Below are 12,675 nucleotides of genomic sequence, written 5' to 3' on the forward strand. Positions count from 1 at the left end.
GCCACGCTTTACAATGATTCCTTTAGCTTCCAATTGCCGATTAAACTCCTCAAGAAGCGTATCATACAAATCCGCTTCAACAAGAATGTTGCGAAAACGGCACACGGTAGTACTGTCAGGGACGATATCTTCCATGCCAAGACCTGCAAAGCGACTAAAAGACAGGCGGTCGTTAACCTGTTCTTCAACTTCTCCGTCACTCAGACCATACCAGGTGCGGAGTAATTCAATCTTGAATAAAACAAGGCTGTCATAGCCGGGCCGGCCGGTAGACTTATAGCCTTTTGTATAAGCCACTTCTATTATAGCACGAATAGGTGCCCAATCAATGACTGTGTTTATTTGTGAAAAGAATGTCTGCTTGACCTTTCTTTGCCCAAGGAATAGGTCAGCAAAACTTGGAGAGGATAACTTTTGTTTCATACCATAAAGGTACAAAAAATATTTAAGAAAGACAAATTATAGGAGGAGTTTTGCAGAGGTCTCATACCAGAAAGAGCTCGGCCTCATGCCGAGCTCTTTTCTACATATTTATTAATTCGGATTATCGCGTAAACCGAAATAAAAGCTATTTCTCGACAGTGATAGTTCTGCCGTTGACGATGTAGACACCCCGGTGAAGCGATTGCAAATTAGGCGCCTTGTCGAGTACGAGCCGACAGTCGATCGTATAAACGGTGAACGGGGCGGTAACCTCTGCCGGAATTCCGTCGACCCGAGTGGTTGGTTTCAGCTCTACTCCGTTCGATAATGCCGACTCGCCCGTATTATACACCACGCTCACGTGATATACTTGGGAAGCCGCAGGCACTACAGGGTCAATGTAATTCGCCGTCAGACTGTTGCCTACCTTACGCCTATCGCGGTAGATATTGTAGCTCGTAATGGCAAGCGGGGCCGCATCAAACTTAACGTCGTCTATGAGAAGTGCGTAAGCATCCTTCGATACGACATGCAAGGCAAAGTATTTAGCACCCTCCGGCAATTCGACGGAATACTGCGTCCACTCCGAATCTGCCTGTCCGACCGTTTGTAGCGTGACGAACTGCGTAGTATCGGTCGTGCTAGTAGAATATGCGATATTAAATGCCTCTCGATACGTATCCGACAAGCTCTTCGCATAAAAACTGATGGTTTGCCGCTCGCCGGAGAGCAGAGGCGAAATGAGCCAGTCGTCGTTATGCTTATTAACCGCATACTGACTTATGGCCGACATGCACGCCAGATATTGCTCGCCTGAATACGGCTTGAAGTTCGGATTCGCGTCAAGGTCGATACCTATTTGCGTCGGATTGAATACAATGAACGCCATCGGAGTTCCTTCATTCTCGAAAATCACGTTGTCTATACCGAACGTAGGTGCGCCGTCTCCGTCTATCACCGTCCAGCGTCCAAACCCTCCGGTTAGCCAAGCCTCGTAATCATCAAACGTATCTGTTGCTCCAGTTATTTCAGGAATGACTGGTGCAGACCATGTGAGTTCCGCACTCTTTCCGTTGACGATTTTCCCCTCCAAGTCAGAAATTCTGGGCAAGTCGGGATGCTTTATGGACATTTTTACTGTTTCCGACATATTATCGGAAACATCCATATCCTTGTCGTATTCCACCACAGCCCGCAACCGTACTGTGTCTGGCGAAGTCAGCGTCGGAGTATAGTAGAAGAATCTCATCATGTCAAGATCTTCCGTGAGAGTAAATGGTTCGGAGTCTGCCTCATATAGTTCGTCGTCTACATACAGCTTCACGGTATAGCCTGCCGCAGTCTGCCGCCCGATATTTGCAACGTAAACACTTATCCTACTGTCGACACCGATACTTCCTTTTGACGGGGCATACACAACTGTCTCAAGATTGTGCTCTAAATAATCAAGTACGTACACATTATCTATGATGACGGTAGAGCGCGGATCATTACTCTCAACAAGAAACTTGAGCAGGATATATTCTTCATCCTTATATCCTTCGAGCGATAGCGTTTCCTTCTTCCATTGTCTCTTTTTGGTCTCCTTATAATCGAATACTTTAAGCGTGTCGGTACTTCCGTCTTCTTTCATCACCAATACTTTCAAACGCACATCTTTCTCGTCTTCCTGTACATGCGCAAACTTCACTACTGGCTTTTGGGCACCTTTCAAACTAATTTTCCCTGAATTCAGTGACGCTTGTTCATGATTATTGCGCCCTTGCCACATGGCACAGCCTATTTTATTATCTATACTGTATTTGGTTGAGAAGCTGAAGTCATTTCCGTTCTCGCTTTCATTCCACCAGAAATATCCGGTAGGGTAATCAGGCGCGAAAGATTCGTGGAACTTAAGTTTATAAGGGTCGCCAGCTACAAGATACTGTGACTTGCCCATAGCGCTTTGTTTATTTTTGTAGGTGGCGGAAACTTTGTAATAGAGCACACTCTGTCCTCCCTCCAATACGATGTCTTTATCAGAATAACTTGTTGAAGTTAGATGCTCTGCCACTACTTTTCCTTTTATGTTATAGACGGTATAGGTCAATTCTTTCTCGTCTACATATCCTCCATTGCTGCCGATACTGCCTGGTGATTTCCACGTGAGTAGAATTCCCTCGCCATTTTTCTTTAATACAATGTCTTTGGGTACAGCAGGAGTATCGACACCCACATAAACTTGGGTTTTGGCGGGTTCTCCTCTCCCGTACGAGTTATAGACATAAACAGTATATACATTCATTCCATTTTCTACATCAGTATCGGTAAACGAGAAAGTTTGGCCCGGCGTAACATTATCGAAGGTCTTTACAAGGATTGAATCATTCCTGTAGACCTCAATCTTAGTAATATCAGACAATCCATTTCCGTCAATGCGTTTTGTTGGAGCCGAGAACGAAAGCGTAGCCGACAGTGTGCCCATTGCTCCTGCAACGGCTTTAAACTGCTGGACTGACGCTGGTGCAGCTAATGCGACATATACATCTATGGCTATACTGTCAACACATATCTTATATTGGCCAGCGTCGCTCAAGGCATGGAATCCGAAACGATAAGCGCCATCTTGCCTAATTGTGATTTGTTTTCGGAAAGTTGTATAGCTATCTGTACTGAATTTCGTAACAGGCATAAGCTCCGAGTAGGACGACGGATTGTCACCCGTACCGAAAGCTACGGCTAATTTCTCGTGGTAGTTCCAGAAACCGGCTTTATACTTGAATGAGAAATTATAAATGTATCCCGCTTTTAGTTTAATTGGCGGTGTCAGCAGCCAGTCGTCTGCGCTCTGCGTATCACTATAATTATATCTTGCTTCCTTGTTTGCCGACTTCAATATCCAGGTTGTATTATCGCCGTTCGAGTCTAAGATAACGAACGAAGATAGTGTGCTTTCGTTTTCAAATGTTTCAAGATAGGGCACATTCATTCCACTACCTACAGATATAGTATCCGAATAGGCGGCTTTACCCGCGAACACAGTATTGAAAGGAACTACAGAATAATAATAGGAAGTATATGTCTCCTTTGGGAGTAGCTCGCTGAAAGTTGTTCCAGAAAGACTGTCGGCTACGAGTTTTCCTCCCGGGAAACGATATAGTTTATACCTTATGCTTTCCGCGCTGCCAATATATCCATTATGCAATCCTTTGGAGGGAGCATTCCAGGTCAGAGTAGCTCTATTGTCAGTTTCATCGAGCATAAAGTACAGGTTGCTCACTTTCTCCGGCTTATCGTATCCTATCCAAATGTCGATAGCTGTTTCATCGCTTGTTCCTTTTTCGTTCTTTATCGTGACACATAATCGCTTCATACCGTCGGTAAGGTCGATTTGTTCAGCCACTTCAGCTCCAACAAGTGCAGAACGAGTCTTTATTTCTGAACCATTTACTTTTATCGAATACGTAAGCATGCCGCTTAAGCTGCTTCCATCTACCGCCACAGTTGGCAAAGTGAACTTTATAGTTCCGTGGTGTTGGGCCTGCGGAAAAGAAGCCTCGATACGTTCTACAGCTTGAGGAGCTTTATCTTTTGCTAGCCTTTTGGGAATATAGAGTGCGGCAAGCTCTTCTGTCTTCTGGAAATTAACTATCTCTGTCAACGAGCCATCGGTGGTACTTACTTCGTAGAGATGGGCTGTTTTATCTTTCAACAAAGCCGCCCAATAGAGTTTGCCGGTATTAGGGTCGAAAGCTGCCGACTGAACATATTGCCCAGGCACAACTCCCGTAGATCCGATGAGCGTAAGTTTCCCGTTACTTTTATCCACTTTGTATAGATTTCCACCTAGGCTTATACCATATAACTCTCCGTCGAGATTAGAGGCGAGTCCTATGAAATGAACCGAATCTAAGGAGCTTATGATTGTTTTCTCGAAAGTATAGTAGTCTATACTGCAGAAATCGAACCCAGCAAAGGATGGCTTATAGAAGCAACCATACACTGTGTTCGTAGGAATATCATAAGTCAGGTCGGTTGCCAGAAGACTGTTATCTTCCACTCTTTTCATTTCCAATTGCGCCCATCTACTGGTTTCGTATTCATAATAGTTCGCTGTCATTGTGCTTCCATAGCCTGAAAAGCGAATGAAGTGCAGCTTCCCATTATAAACGATTCCACCTCCGTTGGCGTTCATCATCGGGTCGATGTGCTCTTGACTCATTACGTAGTCATTCGTAGCATTGAAGGAATAGATACCGTATGGTTTCTGCGGCATTCCTTTCCACTCAGCGGAGTGAATTAGGTTTCCATATATTTTCACGGCATCAGCACCACTTTGTTTTCTTTTCATAGTGGCGAGAGTTTGGTTTATGCTTGGCAGGTCATCGTCTTGCAGAACCTGGCTCACGATACCCGAGGATGTTTTACTGTCTGTAGCCCTAATACTATCCAGTCCTGTCAAAATACGTGAAATCTGTATTGCTTCATTTTGTGCAGAAACGTTCTGCACCGGTATTGCGATAAGTGCAAGAATAGCAATCCCAATGAAGGTTGAGAGTTTTCTGTTCATGGCGAAATTGTGTTTAGAATCTATCTTACGATGATCTTTCTCGTCTTGCCATCTCTTGTCCGAACGATATTTATGCCTTTAAGAGGTGTCTTCGTCGGTATGCCACCTATGGTATAATGTACCGTCTCGTTGTTATCCTCAAGTATAGCGGCAATGCCACTGGTTTCTATTTCTATTATATTGTTGAAATCGGAGAAGCCTCCAGCGCTCTGATATCTTGCTTTTGTATCCTTGGGAACATAGAGTTTGCACTTCTGCTTGTCTACCCCATTAAATGGGTAGAAGCCACACGAAGGAGGATTTTCCGCATAGAGATAGAGATCTTCCAACGCTGCACAGCCCGATGCTGCGTAGTGCCCGATTTGAGTGATTGCCTTAGGTAACGACAACTTCCGAAGCTTCTTGCAATTTCCGAAAGCACTGGGCGGAACGATGTTAACATTCTCCGGCACGCTCAATTCAGTTAGTTCTCTACAACCCATGAAAGCTCCTTCTCCCAGTTCGGTAAGCGAAGCCGGCAAGGCAACCGACAGAAGCTTAATACATCCGTAGAATGTCCATTTGAATATACCCGTGACACCTTCCGGAACAGCGACGCTCCCGATTTCTGTACAGTCACAGAACGCTCCTTGCCCAATGTTTGCAACCGAAACAGGAATATCAATCGAAGTTAGCTCCTTACAACTCGAGAAAGTCCATTCACCAATTGTCGTCAGCCCTGTAGGAAGTGTAATCTTCGTTAGTTTCAGACAACCATGGAAAGCATAATCGCCTAAGATAGTGATACCATCGGCGACGGTGAAACTGCCGGTTTTCTTCTGCGGACATCTGACGAGAACCGTCTTCGTTTTGTTATAAAGAACACCATCTTCCGAAACAAAGGCCGCACACGACGTCGGGACATTAATCGCTGTGAGATTCTTGCAGTAATTGAAGGCACTTGCTTTTATCGTCTTCACGGAGGCAGGAAGCTCCATAACTGTTATTCCGTTGCAGAAACTGAATGCCGCTCCGTCAATATTCTCTATTGTTCCGGGGAAATTTATTTTCGTCAAAGCGACACAGTCTGAGAACGCCTCGTAGCCGATGTTCCTTATGCCGTTGGGAATAGAATATTCTGTTTCGGTTCGCGCCTGCGGGTATTTGATGAGCCGTGCATCCAACTTTCCGAAAAGCACTCCGTCAATTGAATAGAAAGCACTGTTGGTTTCCGGAACAGAGACATCCTTAAGATTCGCACAGACGCTGAATGCTTCCACTCCGATAGCGGTCACACTTTTGGGAATCACGACAGATTGCAGAGCCGGACAATTGTAAAACATATACTTTCCTAGCTCGTTATCGGCCGTATAGAAATTCTCGTAGGTGTTATAATCGTACATATAATAGTCGCCGCCTGCAACGATATTGGCATCAGTCATATCAAGCCGTGCCAGCTTTCCTCCCGACGGACCACCCGAAAGCATGATACCAGCCATCTCGCGAATCACTTGTATATCGCTTCCGTTCAGGTTGCCGGAGACTACAAGGTCGGTAGTTGTCAATTTATTTTCGCCGATGAGCGTCTTCAGCGTTCCAGCGGTTTCTACGTTAATAACTGTGTTTGCCCCTGCTAAGACTGCGCTTGTCAGGAGAACGAATGTTATAAAAATCTTTCTCATAAAAAATAAATATTTAGTTAGTAATATATACGATTCTCGCCACAGTGATATCTGTATGCGCAAATTTACAGCACCGCGTCGCAAAAAACCTCTTTTCTGCTGTGAAAATTTCAGTTTTTATATGGCTACATGAATTCGGTTTAAGAATCTGCCATCCTTTCATCAGGAGAACAGAAATACGGTCGTATTTGGCTGCCCTTTCACCAGGAGAACGAAAATACGACCGTATTTGACTTGTCCAACCGCCTTGGAGAATTGAATTTCGTTTGTCGCGCCTCGCCCAGCCTCCAACTCGGGCGGAACGACCGCATGTAGGGACATTCCTCGTGTCTATCCCTATCGCTCGAGTTGGCATAAAATAATAATCCGCGCCCCGACCGAACGTATTTTAATCCTGTCACATTCTGTTACAAGCGAGGGGCTTTATATTTTCTCCTCTAAATACATGGAAAAAGGAAGAATCGGCTAAGTTGTCGATTCTTCCTTTTAAAGTTCCTAGAGAAATTTATTGCTCTCTCTATTCTGTTTTATTTTCGTCTGCCTTTGCAGGCTCTTCTATCTCTGTAGACACTGTCGTTTCTGCTACCGTCTCCTCCGTTTCAGTCTTCTTTGTTGAACGGCGGCTACGACGTGTTTTCTTAACCTCAGTTTTCGGTGTCTTTGCCATATTCTCATCATAATCGACAAGCTCGATAAATGCGATTGGCGCAGCATCACCCCTGCGTAGCCCCAGTTTAATTACGCGGGTATATCCTCCAGGACGATCGCCGACCTTTACCGCAATTTCTTTGAAGAGTTCGGTTACCGCTTCTTTATTCTGAAGATAGCGGAACACCACACGACGGGAATTAGTTGTGTCGTTCTTCGACTTTGTTATCAGAGGCTCAACATATTTCTTTAGAGCCTTGGCTTTCGCCAGAGTCGTAGTGATTCTTTTGTGCTGAATAAGTGCGATGGCCAAATTTGTGAGTAAGGCGGCACGGTGATCAGCAGTACGACTCAGATGGTTGAATTTTTTATTATGTCTCATCTTATTTAACTTGTTGTATGCAGACAAAGAGTTGCAGAGGGATGTTTCTTCTTACTCTCTATCCAGTTTATACTTTGAGATATCGGTTCCAAACGATAAATTCAGACTCTCTAGCAAATCATCAAGCTCAGAGAGCGATTTCTTTCCGAAGTTCCGGAACTTCAGGAGGTCGGTTTTGTTGTATTGAATTAAATCACCTAATGTTTCAACATCGGCAGCCTTCAAACAATTCAGAGCACGCACACTGAGATTCAAACTAGAGTCGGTTAGCTTTGTTTTAAGCAACTGGCGCATGTGTAGAATCTCTTCATCGAACTCTTGATTTCCCTCCTGATCTGGATTTTCAAGCATTATTTTCTCATCAGAGAATAGTAGAAAATGATAAATCAGAATCTTGGATGCTTCCTTAAGTGCATCCTTCGGACGTATAGAACCATCTGTTGTAACTTCGATCATCAGTTTGTCATAGTCTGTCTTCTGTTCGACACGATATGGTTCAACTGTGTATCTAACATTACGTATTGGGGTGTAGATAGAATCGATTGGGAGTACGTTTACATCGGTGCAGAATTCTCTGTTTTCTTCAGAAGGGACATAACCTCTTCCCTTATTGATTGTCAGATCTAACTGCATCGATGCCTTAGCATCTAAACGACAAATCACCAAATCAGGGTTTAACACTTCAAATCCAGTCAGATACTTACCGATATCACCAGCTTTAAATTCCGTGGAATTCTCAACTGTGATACTAACTTTCTCATTCTCGAATTCTTCTACTACTTGCTTGAATCGAACTTGCTTGAGATTCAAGATGATGTTGGTAACATCTTCCTTTACACCAGGGACCGAAGAGAACTCATGTTCAACACCTGCAATTCTAACTGTGTTGATTGCATAGCCCTCCAGCGATGAAAGGAGGATGCGACGCAGGGCATTACCTATGGTAACTCCGAAGCCAGGCTCAAGTGGACGAAATTCGAATTTTCCGAACTTGTCATTAGCCTCCAGCATCACAACTTTATCAGGCTTTTGAAATGCTAATATCGCCATTAATTGAATGATTTTATTATTTAGAGTATAACTCTACGATTAACTGTTCCTTTATATTCTCTGGAATGTCTGCACGATCCGGCTTATGAAGATATTTACCACTCTTACTGCTTTCATCCCACTCTATCCAAGGATATTTACTATGATTGAAGCCGGCTAGGGCTAACTCTATAACTTCAAGAGACTTTGCTTTCTCTCTAACACCGACAACATCTCCTGGTTTAACGGCATATGAAGGAATATTCACCACACGACCATTAACCACAATGTGCTTATGCCCTACAAGTTGCCTAGCAGCTGCTCGCGTTGGGGCTATACCCAGACGATAAACTACATTGTCGAGGCGGCTTTCGAGGTTTTGAAGCAACACTTCACCCGTGATGCCATGGGCCTTCGCTGCTTTATCGAACATATTTCTGAATTGACGCTCTAGAATACCATATGTGTATTTCGCCTTTTGTTTTTCGGCTAACTGAGCACCGTATTCTGAAACCTTGCGGCGACGGTTGTTACCATGTTGGCCTGGAGGGAAATTTCGTCTAGATAAAACTTTATCTGCTCCAAATATGGGCTCCCCAAAGCGGCGTGCAATTCTAGATTTTGGACCTATGTATCTTGCCATAATTAAAAACTGTTTCTTTTTTAATTGTTAGAAATGTGATTATACACGACGACGTTTCGGTGGTCGACAACCATTATGAGGCAATGGAGTAACATCTATAATCTCCATAACCTGAATACCGGCAGCATTAATCGCACGAATAGCACTCTCACGACCATTACCTGGCCCCTTTACAAAAGCCTTAACCTTACGTAGCCCTAGATCAAAAGCAACCTTTGCACAATCCTCTGCAGCCGTCTGTGCTGCATAAGGAGTGTTTTTCTTCGAACCTCGGAATCCCATCTTACCCGCAGAAGACCAAGAAATGACCTGACCTTCATTGTTTGTCAAAGACACAATAATATTATTAAATGAACTATGAACGTGAAGCTGTCCAAGAGCTTCTACCCGAACATTTCTCTTCTTAGATGTTGCTGATTTCTTTGCCATATCTTTTTAGTTTTTAAACTCAAGCTAAACGTCATTAGGTTGACCTTCAACTCCCAACTAAATATTACTTAGTAGCCTTTTTCTTATTAGCAACAGTCTTCTTCCTTCCCTTACGGGTACGAGCATTATTCTTAGTACTTTGACCACGAACCGGAAGACCATTACGATGCCTAATTCCACGATAGCAACCTATATCCATAAGGCGCTTGATGTTCATTTGAATTTCTGAACGGAGGTCACCCTCCACTTTAAATTCAGCACCGATAATTTCACGGATCTTAGCGGCTTGGTCGTCAGACCATTCGCTAACTTTCAGGTCTCGGTCTATACCAGCCTTATCCAATATCTTTGCTGAACTACTTCGACCTATTCCATAAATGTAGGTCAATGCGATTTCGCCACGCTTACTTTGGGGCAAATCTACTCCAACAATTCTTATTGCCATTGATTATAAATTAATTAAAACACTTTGCTTATTATAAAAAGCACGCAAAAATAGACATTAATAGTAAGACTATTTCCTCTTTGCTTCTTTTTAACCCCCTATCCTTGACGTAGCTTAAACTTAGGGTTCTTCTTATTGATAACGAACAGCCTTCCCTTTCTACGAACAATCTTACAGTCAGGCGTACGTTTCTTTAATGACGTTCTTGTCTTCATATCTATTCTATATACGTTTTTATTTATATCTGAAAACTATTCTACCTTTCGTCAAGTCATATGGACTCATCTCTATTTTAACCTTGTCTCCAGGAAGAATCTTTATATAATGCATTCTCATTTTCCCAGAAATATGGGCAGTTATATCCACTCCATTCTCCAACTCAACACGGAACATTGCATTAGAAAGAGCTTCTACAATTACTCCGTCTTGCTCTATAGCAGATTGCTTTACCATAAGATCTGGTTTTTTAATATGCTGAAGGATTTTCTCTTCTAGTATGCCCTGAACTCAATAATCCATCATAATGTCGCATCATTAAATGTGATTCGATCTGTTGAATCGTATCTATAACAACACCCACTAGAATCAACAACGAAGTTCCTCCAAAAAATTGTCCGAATGCATCTTGCACACTAAGCAATCCGGCGAGAGCTGGCATTATAGCAATAAATGCAATGAAAAGAGAACCTGGCAGGGTTATCCGAGACATAACTGTATCAATATAATCTGCCGTGTCTTTCCCAGGCTTAACACCAGGAATAAAACCATTATTACGTTTTATATCTTCTGCTATTTGAGTCGGATTAAGAGTAATCGCGGTATAGAAATAAGTGAAGGCTATCACTAAAATCACATAAACCGCATTATATAAAAGACTCTTAGTATTCATCAATGATTGCAATACAGGACTAGCATTATCAGTTGAGTACTGAACTATCGCCAAAGGAATAAACATTAAAGCCTGAGCAAAAATAATCGGCATTACATTAGCAGCAAAAAGCTTTAAAGGAATATATTGGCGAGCCCCTCCATATTGTTTATTACCTACTACTCTTTTAGCATATTGCACAGGTATCTTACGCGTTCCCTGTACTAAAAGGATGGATGCACATACAACAGCATATAATATGACTATCTCTATTATGAACATAACAAGTCCGCCACTAGTTATAGCAGTAAATCGACTACTTACTTCTTGGAAAAAAGCCTGTGGGAGACGAGCTATAATTCCTATCATTATTATAAGAGATATACCATTTCCTATCCCTTTATCTGTTATGCGTTCACCAAGCCAAAGAATAAACATTGAACCGGCAGCAAGTATAATAGCAGCCGGTATCATAAAAGCCGTCCAGCTTATACCTGTTGCAAGAGCTCCGGCAGACTGTGCCTTTAGATTCAATAAATAGGAAGGCGCCTGGAATATTAGAATAAAAACTGTCAATGCCCTTGTATACCAATTAATCTTCTTATGTCCACTCTCACCTTCACGTTGCATCTTCTGGAAGTATGGTACCGTAACTGCCAGAAGTTGCATAACTATCGATGCAGAGATATAGGGCATTATTCCCAACGCAAAAATAGATGCATGAGAGAATGCCCCACCAGAAAACATATCCAACAGAGACATTAATCCGCCCGCTGTCTGTGACTGCAGCTTCTCCAAAAGACTAGGATTTATACCCGGGAGAACAACAAACGAACCAAAGCGATAAATAGCGGTGAACAGAATGGTAATTAAGAGGCGTTGGCGCAAATCCTCAATTTTCCAGCAGTTCTTCAGTGTCTCAATTATTTTTTTCATTGCTTAGATTATACTTATGCTACCTCCCATTGCTCTAATAGCATCTTCAGCAGCTTTAGAAAAAGCATGTGCTTCCACATTGACTTTCACTTTCAAATCACCATTAGCAAGTATTTTGATAAGTCTCTTGTCTTTTATAACACCACTTTCTCTGAATTCAATTATACCAATTTCTGTGAGACCTCTCTTCTCCACAATTTTCTGTATAGTAGAGAGATTAATCACATTATATTCTTTATGATTTATATTCTTAAAACCTGCTTTAGGAACACGGCGCTGAAGAGGCATTTGACCACCTTCAAAACCTATCTTCTTCTTATACCCAGAACGTGCCTTGGCTCCTTTATGCCCACGGGTAGAAGTACCGCCAAGACCCGAACCAGGACCACGCCCAATACGACGACGTGAATGAACAGCTCCTTTTGCTGGATGTAAATTATTTAATTTCATAAAAATGACTTTACTTAAATATTAGTTAATCAACAACTACTACCAAATGATGTACCTTCTTTATCATTCCCCGGTTACTATGCGTATCCTCAATTTCAATAATTTGAGAAATCTTACGTAGCCCTAGAGCAGAAAGAGTCTTTTTCTGGTCTATTGGAACACCTATAGAACTTCTAACTTGTTTAACTTTAATTGTTGCCATAACTCTTTAT

The 12,675-nt window shown here is 42.6% G+C and carries 13 protein-coding genes; all 13 read right to left on the minus strand.

Features of this window, described 5'->3' with window-relative positions; translation table 11 throughout:
* A partial coding sequence (locus tag HMPREF9140_RS08435) for an IS5/IS1182 family transposase (protein WP_006953291.1) occupies nucleotides 1-423 on the minus strand: 423 nt, incomplete at its 3' end.
* 145 nt (nucleotides 424-568) lie between these two features.
* Nucleotides 569-4,972: a choice-of-anchor J domain-containing protein gene (locus HMPREF9140_RS08440; protein ID WP_006953293.1), complete on the minus strand. Its 4,404-nt coding sequence runs from the start codon at nucleotides 4,970-4,972 to the stop codon at nucleotides 569-571.
* 20 nt (nucleotides 4,973-4,992) lie between these two features.
* Complete coding sequence (locus HMPREF9140_RS08445) at nucleotides 4,993-6,633, minus strand: leucine-rich repeat domain-containing protein (protein ID WP_006953295.1); 1,641 nt, start codon at nucleotides 6,631-6,633, stop codon at nucleotides 4,993-4,995.
* 517 nt (nucleotides 6,634-7,150) lie between these two features.
* Nucleotides 7,151-7,663 carry a 50S ribosomal protein L17 gene (gene rplQ / locus HMPREF9140_RS08450; RefSeq protein ID WP_006953298.1) on the minus strand — a complete coding sequence of 171 codons (513 nt, stop codon included), beginning with the start codon at nucleotides 7,661-7,663 and terminating at the stop codon, nucleotides 7,151-7,153.
* Nucleotides 7,664-7,714: 51 nt separating this feature from the next.
* Nucleotides 7,715-8,713, minus strand: coding sequence for a DNA-directed RNA polymerase subunit alpha (locus HMPREF9140_RS08455; RefSeq protein ID WP_006953300.1), 999 nt, complete (start codon nucleotides 8,711-8,713; stop codon nucleotides 7,715-7,717).
* Nucleotides 8,714-8,729: 16 nt separating this feature from the next.
* The gene (gene rpsD, locus HMPREF9140_RS08460) at nucleotides 8,730-9,335 is read right to left on the minus strand and encodes a 30S ribosomal protein S4 (protein WP_006953301.1); all 606 of its coding nucleotides are present in this window, start codon (nucleotides 9,333-9,335) and stop codon (nucleotides 8,730-8,732) included.
* 39 nt (nucleotides 9,336-9,374) lie between these two features.
* Nucleotides 9,375-9,764 (minus strand): 30S ribosomal protein S11, encoded by a 390-nt coding sequence (rpsK, locus tag HMPREF9140_RS08465; RefSeq protein ID WP_006953302.1) that lies wholly within the window; start codon nucleotides 9,762-9,764, stop codon nucleotides 9,375-9,377.
* Nucleotides 9,765-9,828: 64 nt separating this feature from the next.
* Nucleotides 9,829-10,209 (minus strand): 30S ribosomal protein S13, encoded by a 381-nt coding sequence (rpsM, locus tag HMPREF9140_RS08470; RefSeq protein WP_006953303.1) that lies wholly within the window; start codon nucleotides 10,207-10,209, stop codon nucleotides 9,829-9,831.
* A 98-nt stretch (nucleotides 10,210-10,307) separates the two neighbouring features.
* Complete coding sequence (ykgO, locus tag HMPREF9140_RS10360; RefSeq protein ID WP_081474525.1) at nucleotides 10,308-10,424, minus strand: type B 50S ribosomal protein L36; 117 nt, start codon at nucleotides 10,422-10,424, stop codon at nucleotides 10,308-10,310.
* 19 nt (nucleotides 10,425-10,443) lie between these two features.
* Nucleotides 10,444-10,662, minus strand: coding sequence for a translation initiation factor IF-1 (infA, locus tag HMPREF9140_RS08475; RefSeq protein ID WP_006953304.1), 219 nt, complete (start codon nucleotides 10,660-10,662; stop codon nucleotides 10,444-10,446).
* A 13-nt stretch (nucleotides 10,663-10,675) separates the two neighbouring features.
* Entirely contained in the window at nucleotides 10,676-12,013 is a 1,338-nt protein-coding gene (gene secY / locus HMPREF9140_RS08480; RefSeq protein ID WP_006953305.1) for a preprotein translocase subunit SecY, read from the minus strand.
* A 3-nt stretch (nucleotides 12,014-12,016) separates the two neighbouring features.
* Entirely contained in the window at nucleotides 12,017-12,463 is a 447-nt protein-coding gene (gene rplO, locus HMPREF9140_RS08485) for a 50S ribosomal protein L15 (RefSeq protein WP_006953306.1), read from the minus strand.
* Between the two features lie 25 nt (nucleotides 12,464-12,488).
* A complete protein-coding gene (gene rpmD / locus HMPREF9140_RS08490) occupies nucleotides 12,489-12,665 on the minus strand; it encodes a 50S ribosomal protein L30 (protein WP_006953307.1) in 177 nt (58 codons plus the stop codon).
* Nucleotides 12,666-12,675 lie beyond the last annotated feature (10 nt).

This window comes from Prevotella micans F0438, assembly GCF_000243035.1.
Classification (GTDB): Bacteria; Bacteroidota; Bacteroidia; order Bacteroidales; family Bacteroidaceae; genus Prevotella; species Prevotella micans.